The following is a 14,373-nucleotide window of genomic DNA, read 5'->3' as shown; positions in this document are numbered from 1 at the left end:
AAAAGCGTTGTCCGCGCGTATCGTTGACGAGGTGCACCCCGCGCAGCAGTACGACCGCCGTGTCGCTTCGCAGGTCCTCGCCCGGCTCGCCGCGCCCGGTATTTTCGCCGACGTCGAGACCGCGCCGGTCCGGATCACCGTCCGCGCGCGGGCGTTGCGGCCCGAGCCGGGCGCGACCCTGACCCAGTCGCAGCGGATGTATCTCGAGCGCTTCATGCGGCCGTGTCCGCCGGAGCAGGTGACCAGCGCGACGCACCGCATCACCTGGACCGACAGTGCGGGCATCCCCAACACCGCCTATTACCGCGAGGGCGGCGCCGGACCGGACCTGGCCGTCGTCGCCAGGGAAACCGTACTGGCGCTGTGGGATTCGCTGGCGCGATCGGGCCTGCCGGAACGGACCGCCCACCTCGGCACGCACGAGCGGGCGGTACTCGAAGCCACGACCACCGATCACGAACCGCACGAGATCTTCCGGGTCGGCATCGAAGCCACCGGGCGCGCCCTGGTTCAGCACGGTCTCGTCGCCGCCGACACTCCGTATCGTGGCCTCACCGAATTCGCCTGCGGGATGCGTGATTCGGGAATATTCGCGGCCGTGGCCACACGCTGGTTCTGGGAGTTGCAGGCCTCGACCTATCGCCGCGGCATGATCCCGGTCCGCTTCACGACCGCACCCGACGGCACCGTGCGGTACACGCCCGAGTCGATCTCGGTGCTCCGGGCCATGAAGGAGACGACCATCGCCGACGCGCACGCGGTGATGCGCAAGGCGACCACCGAGGAGGGCCTCGATGTCGAGCAGGCGCTGGCCAAGTACCACGACGACCTCGATCTGATCTCCCGTCAATACGCGCTGCTCCCACCCGGGACCGGGTCGACATGCCTCGCCGCGCCACCGGGCGCCGACGGGTCGTCGGTGCTGGCGATGGTCGCCGATCGGTTCGTGGAGACATTCGTCGCGCTCGCCGGGACCGTGCAGGTCGTCACGGACACCACCGAGGTAGTGCTCGACGGTGAACCCCTCGCCGACGACAGTGTGTTCTCCGTACCGGACATGAGTTGCCGACACTGCGTGCGCACCATCGGCGCCCTGCTGGAATCGATGGACGTCCCCGTCGTGGACATCGACCTGGCCACCAAACGCGTGGTCGCGCGGATCCGCAGCCCGCGTCATCGCTTACGCGTGTTCGAGGCGCTGCGTGACGGCGGGTACAACCCGACCGACGGCGTGCCCGCGTCCGGCACGCCGGTGGAATGAGCCCGCCTGCCGTTCCCGCCGCCCTGCACCCGGTCGTGGCGGCCTTCCTCGCGGATCGGGCGGCGGTGTGTGCGGCGCTGGAACGGTTCGGGTCACCGCTGCATCTGGTGTTCCCCCAGGTGTTCACCGACAATCTCACCGCGCTGACCGAGGTGCTCGACCGGGCCCGATGTGGCTCGCGAATCTGCTACGCGCACAAGGTGAACCGGTCCTCGGCGTTCGTGCGTACCGCCGCCCGGGCCGGGATCGGTGTCGATGTCGCCTCGGCGGCGGAGTTGCGGTCGGCGCTGGACGCGGGGTTCACCCCCGATCGGATCGAGATCACCGGACCCAAGGGGCTGCCGCTCGTGCGAGCGGCCATCGCGGCGCAGGTGACGATCAACGTCGACAATCTGTGGGAGCTCGCGCGTATCGCCGACCTCGCCGACACCGCAGTGCCCGTCCTGCTGCGTCTTTCCGGGTTTCCCGGGAGCGCGCCCAGCCGGTTCGGCATCGACCTCGCCGCGGTGGGAGAGGCGTTCGATCTGCTCGCCCGACATCCGGACCGGCTGACGCTGCTCGGGGTGGCCTTCCACCTCGACACCGCGTCGACCCAGGAGCGGGTACGGGCCGTCGGCGAGTGTCTGACGGTGATCGAGCGAGCGTACGCGCGCGGGTTCACACCGTCGGTGCTCGACATCGGTGGTGGACTGCGCCAGGTCTTCTCGGCCGACGCGGCCGCCTACGACGCCTACGACGAGGCGCTGCGGGCCGGGCTGCTCGGACAGGGACCGGCTCTGCACTGGGGCACGGGCACGTTCGGCTATCACGTCGCGGGCGGCGTGACCACCGGGACACCGGTCTTCCACAAGTACGCCAACACCGAATCGGCCGCCGACATTCTCGCCGAGCTCCTCGCGGCGCCGCTGCCAGGACACGGCGGGCGCGCGGTGGGTGCGGTGCTGGCGGACAATCTCCTCGACCTGTGGCTGGAACCCGGTAAGGCGGTGGCCGACCGCGCCGGGATCACCGTGTCCCAGGTCGAATTCGTGAAGCGGGCGGGCAACGGGGCCACCCTGGTACACCTGGATCTGAGTCGTGACACCGTCACCGCGGCCGACCAGGAGGTGCTCATCGATCCCCTCGTCCTGTCCGAACCGGGCGAATCCGCGCCTACCGGAGTGTTCTTCGCCGGTCGTCTCTGTCTGGAACGCGACCTGGTGACCCAACGGCAGGTGCGGGTGGCGAGGATGCCAGCGCCCGGCGACCCGGTGGTGTTCCCCAACACCGGGGCCTACCACATGGATCTGTCGGCCGCCAACGCGGCCATGCATCCCACCACACCCAAAGTGGTTGTCCACCAGAGTGACAGCGGATTCCTGCTGTGCGGCGACGAGGAGTGGCGATGATCTACTCCCACATCACCGAACTGATCGGCAACACTCCCCTGCTCCGCCTCGACCCACGGGTGCACGGGCTCGCCGGTGTCGAGCTGTACGCGAAGCTCGAGTCGCACAACCCGTTCGGCTCGGTGAAGGACCGTATCGCGTGGGCGATGATCCGCGACGACGTGGCCGCGGTCGCCGCCGACGGGCAGTCGTTCATCGAGGCGTCGAGCGGCAATACCGCCAAGGCGTTGCGGGTACTCGGTGCGCTGCACGGGATTCCGCTGCGCGCGGTCACCAACCGCATCCGGGTCACCGAAGTACGTCAGTTGCTGCAACTGCTCGGCACCGACATCGTGGAACTGCCAGGACTGTCCGAATGCCCGGATCCCCATGCGGCCGACGATGTCTCGGCGGTCATCGAGCACACCACCGGGCAGGCACCGCAGCGCTGGTACCACCCGTCCCAATACACCAACGAACGCAATGTCGAGGCGCACCGCGACGGGACGGGCACCGAGATCGCCGCCGATCTGGCTCGAGCCGGTATCGAGCACCTCGACTACCTCGTCGGTGGACTCGGCACCACCGGATCCACCCGTGGCACGGCGACCGCCCTGCTCGACACCCACCCGGCGCTGCGCACGATCGGTGTGGTGTCGGATCGGCTCGATTTCATCCCCGGCATCCGCTCCGAGCGGGAGATGTGGGACGTCGGCCTGTTCCGGCCGGACTTCTACGACGAGATCGTCACCGTCGACTCCGCCACCGCCATCGACGCCACGCTCGAGCTGGTGCGCGGATACGGCGTGCTGGCGGGGCCGACCAGCGGCGCGGGTTACGCCGCCGCCCTGCGCGCCCTCGCCCATACCCCACGCCCCGACGACCGGCCGCTGGTGGCCGTGCTGATAGTCTGTGACCGGCTCGAGCCCTACCTGTCCTACTTCGCCAAACGCCGACCCGACCTGTTCGGCGCCCCCGAGACGCCACCCGCACCGGCCGCCGACTCCGCACCGGTACTCACCCCCGAGGAATTGGCCGAACTCGACCGGACCGGTCGCCCCACGGTCGTCGACACCCGGGGCGCGATGGCCTACCGGGTCGGCCACATCCCCGGCGCACTGAATCTGCGCGACGACCAGCTCGACGACATGCTGAGCCAGGGCATGCCGTTCCCCCGCTCACGGCCGATCGTGTTCGTGTGCCCGGTCGGTGAGGCGTCGTCGCGTTTCGCGGCCCTGACCCGGCAGGCCGGATACGACGCCTTCAGCCTGGCGGGCGGGATCGTCGCCTGGCGCGATGCCGGTCTGCCGCTGGAACGCGGCTGATCACGCCAGTGCCCGCAGGGCGCGGCGCGGCGACGGTGCTCGTCGCCCGGTGGTCGCCAGCAGCGGCGGCAACGGGCCGCGATAGCCGTCGGCGAGCAGCGCGACCACGGCACGGAAGCGGTCGACGAACCGGGCGGCGGTCGCGGGATCGAAGCGCGCGAGGGGGTAGAGGAACGCCCCGTCGACACCGGCCGGAGCGCCGTGGTTCTCGTAGTGGGCGGTGAGGCCGAATTCGAGATCGTGCTTGGCTCGGATCACGCCGGTCGGTACCTCGGTGACCGAAAAGGCCTGCGCTCCGGTCGGTTCCGCTCTGGTCGACTTCTGCAGGACGAGCGTCGCCTGGAACAGTGGTAGCGCGGCGTCCTGCGGCAGACACCGCTTCAGCCGCGGGTTCGGGGTGTCGGGGTGGGCGTAGGCCGCCAGCGCCACCCGGCGCACCTGGTCGATGAGTTCGTCGACATCGGCCGCTCGGTCCAGGCGCACGCGCATCAGGACATCGTCGGAGAAGTTGCCGACGAGGTCGTCGAGCAGCCGGTGGTCGCGGCCCGAAACCGCCGTCGCCACCGTCACATCGGCGCACCGGGCGAACGCGCCGACGGTCACCGCGAACGCCGCCTGCAGCACCATGAACAGACTCGCCCGCCGATCCTGGGCCAGCCGCAGCAGTCCCGCGTGGGTGGCGGCGTCGAACGCGACGGGGATCAGCGCGCCCGCGGCGGGATCGCTCGCCGACATCGACCGCTGCCGTACCGGGAATTCGAGCAGTGCGGGCCTCCCGGCCAAAGCATTGGCCCAGTACCGCAGTTGGTGTGTCGCGCGGCTCCATTCGTCGGTGAACTCACCCAATTGGGCGTGCTTCCACAGCGTGTAGTCGGTGTAGGTGACCGGCAACGGCTCCCAGCGCGGTGGTGTGCCGGTGTGACAGGCCAGGTAGGCGGTGACGAGGTCGCGGGTGAGTGGGGTCATCGATCGTCCGTCGACCGAAATGTGGTGCACCACGAGGGCGAGAACCACGTCATCGGGACCGAGAACGAACACGCGGGCTCGCAGCGGCGGATCGCGGGTCAGGTCGAACGGCCTGGCCGCCAGGTCGGCGATCTCGGCATCCAGGGCGTCGCGGCCGACGGGGCGCACCGCGATGTCGAGCACGACCTCCGACACGTCGAGCACCTGTTGAACCGGTCCGTGTTCGGTCACGGGATATCGGGTCCGCAGCGGTTCGTGGCGTTCCACCACCAGTTCCAAGGCACCGCGCAGAGCGGTTACGTCGACGCCCGCGCCACGAATCCGTAGGGCGCGCGCCACATTCCAGTCCGCCGAGCAGCCGTGCGCGGCGGCCTGCCACATGCGCTCCTGCGCGGGGGCAAGCGGCACGTGCGCGGGTCTCGGACGTGGCTCGAGCGACACCGCGGGCGGCACCGGGAAACACACCGCCTCGGCCCGTGCCGTCGCCACCGCGAAACCACGACCGACAACCCCCGACCTGATCCCCACACCGGGATCCACCACCGACCGCCGACCTCCACCCATCTCGAAACAGATGGGGGACGCTAACGAGCCGATGTGAACAAACAGTTACCGCATCGTGACCGGGCCTGGGCCACCCCGCGCCGGGGTGTCGCCGACTATCCATTTCCGGAGAAAACACCCAAAAGCCACGTTAGAGTGAGCGTCGGGAAAGCGGAGCGAGGAGCTGGTCGGTGTCTGTCGGGAAATTGGTGTCCTTCGATGGTTCGCGGGGTTTCGGGTTCATCCGCCCCGAAGACGGTGGACCCGATGTGTTCGTCCACGTCAACGACATCGGTCTCGACGAGGACGAACTGCGCCAAGGCAGACTTTTCGAATTCGAGGTCACCGAGGGCGATCGCGGACCCAAGGCCGTCAACCTGACCGCCGCCGGGCACGGTGCCCCGTCGGGTCGCGGCCGCAAGGGCGGTGGCGAACGGCTCGGTTCGGAGGACATGCGCCAGCAGATCACCGAACTGCTACTCGAGGCGTCACCGGCCCTCACCGCCGCCGAGATCATCACCATCCGCGACCGCTTCACCACCTTCGCCGACGAACACGGCTGGCTCGACAGCTGATCCGAACGCGCTGATCACGATCCGCGTGTGTGTCGGTCCCCCGGCCTACGATCGCAGAGCACCGATCAATCGGGTGCGCTCGCGACGTCTACACGGGTGACTCGAACCCGCGAGGAGGATCGGATGGATCTACCGGTGATGCCGCCAGTGCGCCCGATGCTGGCCAAATCCACACCATCGCTGCCCCGTGAACCCGGGCTGAGTTACGAACCCAAGTGGGACGGCTTCCGCTGCATCGTCTTCCGCGACGGTGACGAACTCGAATTGGGTTCGCGCAACGATCGTCCGCTCACCCGCTATTTCCCCGAATTGGTCGATCTGCTCCGAGCGGCACTGCCGCAACGGTGCGTGATCGATGGCGAGATCGTCGTCGTCACCGAGAACGGCCTGGATTTCGACACGCTGCAGCAGCGCCTGCATCCGGCCGCATCCCGGGTGAACAAGCTCGCCGTCGAGACACCGGCCAGTTTCGTGGCCTTCGACCTGCTCGCCCACGGCGATCGCGACCTCACCCGCGATCCGTTCTCCGAACGCCGCCGTGAACTCGAGACCCTCCTCGACGCGGCACCCGGGCGTATCCATCTCACTCCCCTCACCCGCGACCCGGACACCGCCCAGGACTGGTTCACCCGGTTCGAGGGGGCCGGTTTCGACGGTGTGATGGCCAAGGCCGACGATCAGGCCTATCTGCAGGACAAACGGGTGATGCTCAAGATCAAGCACGAGCGCACCGCCGACTGTGTGGTCGCCGGGTACCGGATGCACAAGGACGGCGCAGGCGTCGGGTCCCTGCTGCTCGGCCTCTTCGACGACAACGGCAACCTCCACCATGTGGGGGTGGCGTCGAGTTTCACCGCCGCCCGGCGCCGCGAATTACTCGGCGAACTGGCACCGCTACGGGAGGACGCGCTCGTCGACCACCCGTGGCGCGGTTGGGCCGACGCGGCGGCTCAGGCCAATGCCGACGGCAAGATGCCCGGTGGGGTGAGCCGGTGGACCGGGGGCAAGGACCTGTCCTGGGAACCGTTGCGGCCCGAGCTCGTCGCCGAGGTGCGGTACGAGCACGTGCAGTCCGGCCGGTTCCGGCACGGCGGGCGACTGGTCCGGTTCCGTCCCGACCGCACGCCCGAGTCGTGCACATACGCCCAGCTCGACGAAGTCGCCCCGGCCGAACTCGACGCGATCTTCGGGGTGCGGTCGTGAGCGCGGGAGTCGAGCTCGAGGTCGACGGGCGCACGCTGACCATCAGCCATCCCGACAAGGTGTACTTCAGCAAGCGCGGGGAGACGAAACTCGATCTGGTCCGCTACTACCAGGCCGTCGCCGACCCCCTGCTCGGGGTCATCGGTGATCGTCCGCTGCTGCTCGAACGCTATCCCGACGGCGCCTCCGGGAAGTCGTGGTTCCAGAAGCGTGTCCCCAAGACGGCACCGGACTGGTTGCGCACCGTCGAGGTCAGCACCCCGAACGGCACGACGAGCGACGCACTGGTCGCCCACGATCTGGCCCACGTGCTGTGGGCGGTGAACCAGGGCTGCCTCGGCTTCCACGTCTGGCCCAACCACGTGCCCGATCTGCGGATCGCCGACGAACTGCGCATCGACCTCGACCCCTCGCCCGGCATCACCTTCGACGACCTGCGCGGCGCCGCCGTCCGCACCCGCGAACTGCTCGCCGAACTCGGCATCGACGCCCTCGTGAAGACCTCAGGTTCACGCGGACTGCACATCTACGCGATGCTCGAGCCGCGCTGGGACGGCTACCAGGTGCGCGCCGCCGCCGTGGCGCTGGCCCGTGAACTCGAACGCCGCTTCCCCGACGACATCACCGCCCAGTGGTGGAAAGAGGAACGCGGCAGCCGCGTCTTCATCGACTACAACCAGAACGCGCCACACAAGACCGTCTTCGGCGCCTGGTCCGTGCGCCCCAAGGTGGGCGGCCAGGTGTCCACCCCGATCACGTGGCAAGAGCTCGACACCGTGGTCCCCGACGAGCTCACCCTCGCCACCGTCCCCGCACGACTGTCCGAACGCGGTGACCCCTGGGCCGACCGCACCCCCCAGTCGATCGAAGAGCTGCTCACCATGTCGGACGAGGACATGGCCGCAGGCATGATGGATGCCCCGTGGCCGCCGCAGTACCCGAAGATGCCCAACGAACCGCCCCGCGTTCAACCCAGCCGGGCGAAGAAGGACTGAGCTACTCGGTCCAGAGCACCCAGCTGCCGTTGCCCGCCTTGCCTTCGCAGACCAGGGCGTGGTTGTCGGTGGTGCGGCCGGTCTTGTCCTGCGACGGATCGCAGCTCTCGCCCTCGGTGTAGTAGGAGCCCGCCACTCGGTGCGGGCCCGACCAGGTGTGCGCGTTGTCGGCGCGCAGGCACAGCAGGGTGGCGCCGTCGGCGGCGACGCCGAGCAAGCCGACCTGCTCGGGTTGGCACGGTGTGCCCTTCTGCACCACGCTCGCCGCGGGCTGGCTCAGCACCGGGGTGGACCCGGTCGCCGTCGGCGCGCCGACAGAGGGCGGCACCTCGGTCGTGGTCACCGCCACCGGCGAGGTGGCCGCTTTGGTCGCCAGCGCGGGCATCTCCAGCTCCAGACCCCCGAACAGCACCATGCCCGCCACCGCGATGGCGGCGACTTCGGCGATGCCGAGAAACAGGGCGAGCGTCGCGATGCCCCGCCCCCGGGGATGCCCGTACGACAACAGGGCGAAGACGATCGCGATCGGGAACAGTAGGACGAGTGCCGCCGCCAACGCCACCATCGCGTACGGATTCACCCGGGGCTGGTCGTCGCGCGTGGCGTCGTCCGGTGTCGCGTGCGGCCAGCGCTGACCGTTCCAGCGCCGATCCTCGAACTCCTCCTCGGGGTCGTCGTCCCATTGCTCGTATCGTGCCATCAACCCCGGGTCCCTCTCGATCTCCCCGGCCGCGGAAACGAAACTGCGTGCGGCGCGGGGTTACGCGAAGAGGATAGGGACTCGCGGCCCGCCGGGCAGCGCAACCGGGAAAGAGTGGGCGAACTCCTAATCGGCCGCCGATGATTTCACGTGCGGGATCGTCTCGTTCATGAGCGTCAGCAGGGCGTCGGTGAGCAGCCGGTGCACCTGGGGCCGGGTGAGCGTGCCGCGGGTGAGCCATTCGCGCCCGGCCACTTTCACCATGCCCGCGTAGGAAACGATCAGCGCGCGCAATTGTGCGTCGTCTGCCATATCGGAGCGGCCGATCATCAACAGCATGCGTTCGGCGGCGGCGTCGTCGGCCTGGTCGAGGAGTTGCTGCACCTCGGGGTCGTCGCCGACGCCTTCGTGGCTGGTGACCTTCACCCAGGTGCTGCCGTGCTCGGCGATGGTGTCGAGCAACCACGAGACGATGGCGTCGACCCGTTCGACCGAGGTCCCCTCCGGCAGGGTGACCTTCTCCAGCCGGGGCAGGGTCACCATCCGCCGGACCACGGCCAGGTACAGATCACGCTTGTTGCCGAAATAGTGGTTGATGAGGCCGCGCGCGACCCCCGCTCGCTGGGCCAGTTCCGCGGTCGACACCGCCGCGTACGGCCGTTCACCGAACATCTCGATGGCACATGCCAGGATCTGCGCCCGACGCTCGTCGGGTTCGAGTCGGCGCCTGCGCGGCGGGTCTGCGGTGTCGGTGTCGAACGGGGAAATCGGGGCGCTCCGTCGGGTTCTTCGGCCGCCGCAGGGTTGCGGAGGTGGTGCACCACGATACCCAGCGGGTCCGCCGCACGGCCAATGAGACAATATTTCCGACCACCGCTCCCGCACGAAGGAATGCCGCACTCCCCGATGACCGAGAAGACGATCGATCCGGACGAGTTGGCGACCTGCCTGCGGGTGCTCGAGCAAGCCGGGCAGTTGGAGAAGGAGCACCCCGATTCGATCGCGGTGCAGCGCGCGGTGGGCCACATGTTCAAGAAGCTCAAGCAACGCCGCCGGATCGAGGCCAGGCAGCAGGTCGCCGAGGCCGACCGCGCCGTGATCGCGGCCACCGCGACCGGGTCGCCGCAGCGCATCGACGACGAGACCGCGGGCATCCCGATCAAGTCCGCCGCCGACGGCGAGACCGCCGGAACACTGCTGCGTGCCCGTCCCTGCTACATCTGCAAACAGCGCTACACCGAGGTGGACGCGTTCTACCACCAGCTGTGCCCGGAGTGCGCGGCGTCGAGCCACGCCAAGCGCGACGCCCGCACCGACCTGTCCGGCAAGCGGGCCCTGCTCACCGGTGGACGCGCCAAGATCGGCATGTACATCGCGCTGCGGCTGCTGCGCGACGGCGCCCACACCACCATCACCACCCGGTTCCCCAACGACGCCATCCGCCGCTTCGCCGCGATGGAGGACAGCGCCGACTGGCTGCACCGGCTGCGCATCGTCGGGATCGACCTGCGCGATCCGGCCCAGGTGGTCGCCCTGGCCGACGATGTCGCCGCCCAGGGGCCGCTCGACATCCTGATCAACAACGCCGCCCAGACCGTGCGCCGCTCGACCGGCGCCTACAGCGCGCTCGTCGAGGCCGAGACCGCGCCGCTGCCCCACGGCGTGCTCCCGGAGATCGTCACCTTCGGCAAGACCATGCAGGCACATCCGACCGCGCTCACCGCCTCGCTCACGCCGTCGTTATCGGCCGTCGACGTGGCCGAACTGGCGCTGGTCGCCGGTTCGGCGACACCGGAGCGGATCGCGGCGGGCGTGGCCATCGACGCCGGTGGGCTGGTACCCGATCTGGCCCACACCAACAGCTGGGTGCAGACCGTCGGCGAGGTGGACGCCACCGAACTGCTCGAGGTGCAGCTGTGCAATTCGGTGGCGCCGTTCATCCTGGTGTCGCGGTTGCGCCCGGCGATGGCGGCCGCACCCGGCAGGCGCAAGTACGTGGTGAACGTGTCGGCGATGGAAGGCCAGTTCGGTCGTGGCTACAAGGGTCCCGGCCATCCGCACACGAACATGGCCAAGGCCGCGCTGAACATGCTCACCCGCACCAGTGCGCTCGAGATGTTCGAATCCGATTCGATCCTGATGACCGCTGTCGACACCGGGTGGATCACCGACGAACGCCCGCACTACACCAAGATCCGGCTGGCCGAGGAAGGCTTCCACGCCCCGCTCGACCTGGTCGACGGTGCCGCCCGCGTGTACGACCCGATCGTGCAGGGCGAGAACGGCGTCGATCTCTACGGCTGCTTCCTGAAGGACTACCAGCCCTCACCCTGGTGAGCACCCGGCCGATGCCGAACCGGAATGTTGATCATGATTCCGATCGGCCGGTGGCCACCTAATCTGGATATGTGCCGTTCCGGGTGTTGGCCGATCTGATCGCCGTCACCCACGTCGCGTTCGTCGCGTACGTGGTGGTCGGCGGTTTTCTGGCGTGGCGGTGGCCCCGGACCATCGGCGCCCACCTGCTCGCCGCCTCCTGGGGTTTCGGCACCATCCTCATCGGATTCGACTGCCCGCTGACCTACGCCGAGAACTGGGCCCGCGCCCGCGCCGGGATGTCCGGCCTGCCCGAAGCCGGTTTCATCGACCACTATCTCACCGGAGTGATCTACCCCGACAGCGCGCTCGGCCTGGTCCGTGCGGCCGCGGCGACCGCGGTCCTCGTCTCCTGGGTGGGCTATGTGCGCCTGCACCACCGTCCGTTCACGTCAGACACCGCGTGATCGCCTCGGCGACAACTCGGGGCTCGTCGTCGAAGTAGAAGTGTCCGCCGGGGAAGGTGCACAGGCTGAACGGCCCATCGGTGACCGTTTGCCACTGTTCGGCCTGAGCGAGGCTCGTGGTGGGGTCCTCGGTGCTCACGAAGGCCGTCACCGGGCAGTTCAACACCGACCCCGGCCGGTGTCGATAGGTTTCGACCGCCTGGTAGTCGGCGCGGAGGCCCGGGAGAACCAGTTCGGCCAGACCCGGCTCGGTGCGCAACAGTCGCACCGGCGCGGGGTCGGCCGCCAAGCGCTCCAGGTGGTCGATCAGCTCGGCGTCGGAGGCCTTGTGTAGCAGACCCGTCTCGACGAAATCCGGTGCGGGACGGCCGGAGACGATCAGTTCCCGCACCGGCCGTCCGTCGGCCGCGAGCCGCCGCGCGACCTCGTAGGCGACCGTGGCACCCATGCTGTGACCGAACAGGGCGCGGGGCGTGGGTGGCAGGTTCAACAGGTCGGCGGCGATCTCGCCGGCCAGCTCGGGCAAGTCGGTGATGAGCGGGTCGCCCAAGCGGTCCTGGCGGCCGGGGTATTGCGCCGCGACGACCTCGATGCCGGGGCCGATGTGCTGGGCCAGCCCTCGATAGAAGGCGGCGGAAGCACCGCCCGGGGCGAGGCACACCAGTTGCCTGCGCGGTGCGCTCTCCCGACGGAGTACCCGAAGCCATTGTGTCGCAGCAGTGTTCGCTCCCACTGTTCCTTCTTCTCGCTCATCGGCCCGCGAGGGCGCGCACGGCGGTCGACAGCCGGTCACCGTCGAGTATTGTTTCGCCAGGCTTCAGCAACCACAGCACACCGAGGCCCTGCGCGAGCACGAAGTACAGGCGGCCGATCGCCTCGGCCTCGGCTTCGCCCAGGTCGGGATGGGCGGCGCGCAGATCGGCCGCCAGGTCACGGTAGGCCTCGTCGAGCTGATCGCCGAGTTGGGCGCGCGCGTCCTCGGAGCGCACGATGCGGACGATGTTCTCGAGGCTGGCCAGCATCGCCTCGTTGTTGTCGGCGAAGACGGCGGGCATGCCGTTCCAGAGGTGCGCCAGACCTGCCAGCGGTGTGCCGCCCGCCCCTTCCTCGATGAGTTCCCGCATCCCGTCGCCCAGCGCGTCGCCGAGCGCTTCACTGAGCGCCTCGGTGACCAGGCGGTCCTTGGAGCCGAAGTGGTAGCCGATGGCGGCCAGACTCACCCCGGCCGCTGCGGCGATATCGCGTGCGGTCGCCTTGGCCACGCCGCGCTCCATGATCACCTTGCGCGCACCGGCCAGCAGATCTTCTCGGTTGCCCATGCCGCGAGACTACCCCACCGTCTTAGACGTTTGTACTAGACAAGCGTGCAATACTTTGTTAGACAATGGTCTAAGACATTCGTTCAAATATCGAGGCGGGACACACTCATGACCACCACTGCACTGCACGTTCTGGTCGCCGGCGGCGGCATCGCGGGCAACACGGTCGCACTTCAACTGCTGCGCAAGGGCATTCGCACCACCGTCGTCGAGCGCGCGGCGGCACCCCGGCCCGGCGGGCAGGCGGTGGATCTGCGCGGACCGAGCAAGGACGCGGTCGAGCGCATGGGCCTGATGGAGAGCATCCGCAAGTACCAGCTCGACGAACGCGGCATGGCCTACGTCGACGGCGAAGGCCGGGTCTACGCCCGCATGGCGATGGAGGACTTCGACGGTATGGGCGCCGTCGCCGACATCGAGATCACCCGGGGCGATCTGAACCAGGTGTTGCTCGACGCGGTGACCTCGGCCGACAACGGCGAGCTCGACTACCGCTACGGCGACTGGATCGAGCGCGTCGAGCAGGACGAAACCGGCGTCGACGTCACCTTCGCCTCAGGCGATACCGGTCGCTTCGATCTGGTCGTGGGCGCCGACGGCGTCCACTCGGCGACCCGGCGGCTGGTGTTCGGCCCGGAGGACCGATTCGTCACCAACCTCGGTGCCTACGGCGCGTTCTTCACCATGCCGACGCCCGCCGACGCCGAGCCGGGCTGGTTCGCGATGCGCCTGCTGCCCGGCACGATGGTCGGCATCCGACCCGACGGTGACCCGGCCACCGCGAAGGCCATCATCATGGTCCGCACCGACATCGATCCCACACTGCGTCGCGACCCCGAGGCTCAGCGCGCCCTCATCCGAGGGGCCCTGCGCGACGCGGGCTGGCGCGCACCGGAGATCGTGGCCGCCATGGAGACCACGCCCGACTTCTACTTCGACGACCTCGCCCGCGTCGACGTGCCCGAGCTGGCCGTCGGCCGGGTGACACTCGTCGGTGACGCCGGATACTGCGGTTCTCCCCTCACCGGCATGGGCACCGCGATGGCGATCGTCGGCGGGTACGTGCTGGCCGCCGAGATCGCCGCCACTCCCGACGACCTGCCTGCCGCGTTGCGCCGCTACCAGGACGCGATCAGCCCGTTCCTGGCCAAGGCCAAGGAGATTCCCGGTGGCGGCATCGACATGATGGTTCCGCGCAGTGCCTTCATGACCCGGATGATGCGGGTCAGTGTGCGGCTGCTGACATCGCGACCGATGCGCCCTGTCACCGCGAAACTGTTCTTCGCCGACAACGAGGACTTCGCCCTGCCGCGCTACTGACGGCGGACGTCTGGCT

Annotated in this window: 14 protein-coding genes; 9 read left to right on the top strand and 5 right to left on the bottom strand. The window is 68.9% G+C overall.

Annotation, left to right across the window (positions count from 1 at the left end):
- Positions 1-31 precede the first annotated feature (31 nt).
- The 3 genes from NC7_RS14155 to NC7_RS14145 are packed head-to-tail and all read left to right on the top strand — an operon-like array spanning position 32 to position 3,953.
- Entirely contained in the window at positions 32-1,261 is a 1,230-nt protein-coding gene (locus NC7_RS14155; RefSeq protein WP_067983124.1) for a heavy-metal-associated domain-containing protein, read from the top strand.
- Positions 1,258-2,649 (top strand): alanine racemase, encoded by a 1,392-nt coding sequence (locus NC7_RS14150; RefSeq protein WP_067983123.1) that lies wholly within the window; start codon positions 1,258-1,260, stop codon positions 2,647-2,649. The genes NC7_RS14155 and NC7_RS14150 overlap by 4 nt, the downstream gene beginning before the upstream one ends.
- Positions 2,646-3,953 (top strand): pyridoxal-phosphate dependent enzyme, encoded by a 1,308-nt coding sequence (locus NC7_RS14145; RefSeq protein ID WP_067983710.1) that lies wholly within the window; start codon positions 2,646-2,648, stop codon positions 3,951-3,953. Before NC7_RS14150 ends, NC7_RS14145 begins: the two co-directional genes overlap by 4 nt.
- Here the strand turns inward: NC7_RS14145 and NC7_RS14140 are convergent, their stop codons facing one another.
- The gene (locus NC7_RS14140; protein WP_236573443.1) at positions 3,954-5,447 is read right to left on the bottom strand and encodes a condensation domain-containing protein; all 1,494 of its coding nucleotides are present in this window, start codon (positions 5,445-5,447) and stop codon (positions 3,954-3,956) included. It abuts the gene before it with no gap.
- Positions 5,448-5,653: 206 nt separating this feature from the next.
- On the opposite strand from NC7_RS14140, the gene NC7_RS14135 reads away from it, so the two are divergent.
- The 3 genes from NC7_RS14135 to ligD all read left to right on the top strand — a co-directional run bounded on the left by NC7_RS14135 (position 5,654) and on the right by ligD (position 8,235).
- Positions 5,654-6,037 carry a cold-shock protein gene (locus NC7_RS14135; RefSeq protein ID WP_236573441.1) on the top strand — a complete coding sequence of 128 codons (384 nt, stop codon included), beginning with the start codon at positions 5,654-5,656 and terminating at the stop codon, positions 6,035-6,037.
- Positions 6,038-6,160: 123 nt separating this feature from the next.
- A complete protein-coding gene (locus tag NC7_RS14130; RefSeq protein WP_201449884.1) occupies positions 6,161-7,240 on the top strand; it encodes an ATP-dependent DNA ligase in 1,080 nt (359 codons plus the stop codon).
- Entirely contained in the window at positions 7,237-8,235 is a 999-nt protein-coding gene (ligD, locus tag NC7_RS14125) for a non-homologous end-joining DNA ligase (protein ID WP_067983121.1), read from the top strand. The genes NC7_RS14130 and ligD overlap by 4 nt, the downstream gene beginning before the upstream one ends.
- A 1-nt stretch (position 8,236) precedes the next feature.
- Here the strand turns inward: ligD and NC7_RS14120 are convergent, their stop codons facing one another.
- A complete protein-coding gene (locus NC7_RS14120; RefSeq protein WP_067983119.1) occupies positions 8,237-8,935 on the bottom strand; it encodes a hypothetical protein in 699 nt (232 codons plus the stop codon).
- Between the two features lie 126 nt (positions 8,936-9,061).
- Complete coding sequence (locus NC7_RS14115; protein WP_236573439.1) at positions 9,062-9,607, bottom strand: TetR/AcrR family transcriptional regulator; 546 nt, start codon at positions 9,605-9,607, stop codon at positions 9,062-9,064.
- A gap of 234 nt (positions 9,608-9,841) precedes the next feature.
- Here NC7_RS14115 and NC7_RS14110 point away from each other — a divergent pair, with 234 nt between their 5' ends.
- Together NC7_RS14110 and NC7_RS14105 are read left to right on the top strand one after the other, a co-directional pair.
- Positions 9,842-11,272, top strand: coding sequence for an SDR family oxidoreductase (locus NC7_RS14110; RefSeq protein WP_067983704.1), 1,431 nt, complete (start codon positions 9,842-9,844; stop codon positions 11,270-11,272).
- Between the two features lie 71 nt (positions 11,273-11,343).
- On the top strand, positions 11,344-11,718 hold the full coding sequence (locus NC7_RS14105; RefSeq protein WP_067983118.1) for a DUF2784 domain-containing protein: 375 nt from the start codon (positions 11,344-11,346) through the stop codon (positions 11,716-11,718).
- Here NC7_RS14105 and NC7_RS14100 read toward each other — a convergent pair.
- Together NC7_RS14100 and NC7_RS14095 are read right to left on the bottom strand one after the other, a co-directional pair.
- The gene (locus NC7_RS14100) at positions 11,699-12,451 is read right to left on the bottom strand and encodes a thioesterase II family protein (protein ID WP_067983116.1); all 753 of its coding nucleotides are present in this window, start codon (positions 12,449-12,451) and stop codon (positions 11,699-11,701) included. The genes NC7_RS14105 and NC7_RS14100 overlap by 20 nt on opposite strands.
- A 16-nt stretch (positions 12,452-12,467) precedes the next feature.
- On the bottom strand, positions 12,468-13,037 hold the full coding sequence (locus NC7_RS14095; RefSeq protein ID WP_067983115.1) for a TetR family transcriptional regulator: 570 nt from the start codon (positions 13,035-13,037) through the stop codon (positions 12,468-12,470).
- A 108-nt stretch (positions 13,038-13,145) separates the two neighbouring features.
- Between NC7_RS14095 and NC7_RS14090 the strand changes: the two genes are divergently transcribed.
- Positions 13,146-14,357 carry an FAD-dependent monooxygenase gene (locus NC7_RS14090; protein ID WP_067983111.1) on the top strand — a complete coding sequence of 404 codons (1,212 nt, stop codon included), beginning with the start codon at positions 13,146-13,148 and terminating at the stop codon, positions 14,355-14,357.
- The last annotated feature ends 16 nt before the right edge of the window (positions 14,358-14,373 follow it).

The organism is Nocardia caishijiensis NBRC 108228, assembly GCF_001612825.1.
Classification (GTDB): domain Bacteria; phylum Actinomycetota; class Actinomycetes; order Mycobacteriales; family Mycobacteriaceae; genus Nocardia; species Nocardia caishijiensis.
This window is presented reverse-complemented; position numbering and strand designations above follow the sequence as displayed.

What these genes read in the sequence shown, in the direction of transcription:
- NC7_RS14150 (WP_067983123.1), top strand. Translation starts at nt 1,258, where the DNA reads ATGAGCCCGCCTGCCGTTCCCGCCGCCCTGCACCCGGTCGTGGCGGCC.
- NC7_RS14145 (WP_067983710.1), top strand. Translation starts at nt 2,646, where the DNA reads ATGATCTACTCCCACATCACCGAACTGATCGGCAACACTCCCCTGCTC.
- NC7_RS14130 (WP_201449884.1), top strand. Translation starts at nt 6,161, where the DNA reads ATGGATCTACCGGTGATGCCGCCAGTGCGCCCGATGCTGGCCAAATCC.
- NC7_RS14120 (WP_067983119.1), bottom strand. Translation starts at nt 8,935, where the DNA reads ATGGCACGATACGAGCAATGGGACGACGACCCCGAGGAGGAGTTCGAG.
- NC7_RS14115 (WP_236573439.1), bottom strand. Translation starts at nt 9,607, where the DNA reads ATGTTCGGTGAACGGCCGTACGCGGCGGTGTCGACCGCGGAACTGGCC.
- NC7_RS14110 (WP_067983704.1), top strand. Translation starts at nt 9,842, where the DNA reads ATGACCGAGAAGACGATCGATCCGGACGAGTTGGCGACCTGCCTGCGG.
- NC7_RS14095 (WP_067983115.1), bottom strand. Translation starts at nt 13,037, where the DNA reads ATGGGCAACCGAGAAGATCTGCTGGCCGGTGCGCGCAAGGTGATCATG.
- NC7_RS14090 (WP_067983111.1), top strand. Translation starts at nt 13,146, where the DNA reads ATGACCACCACTGCACTGCACGTTCTGGTCGCCGGCGGCGGCATCGCG.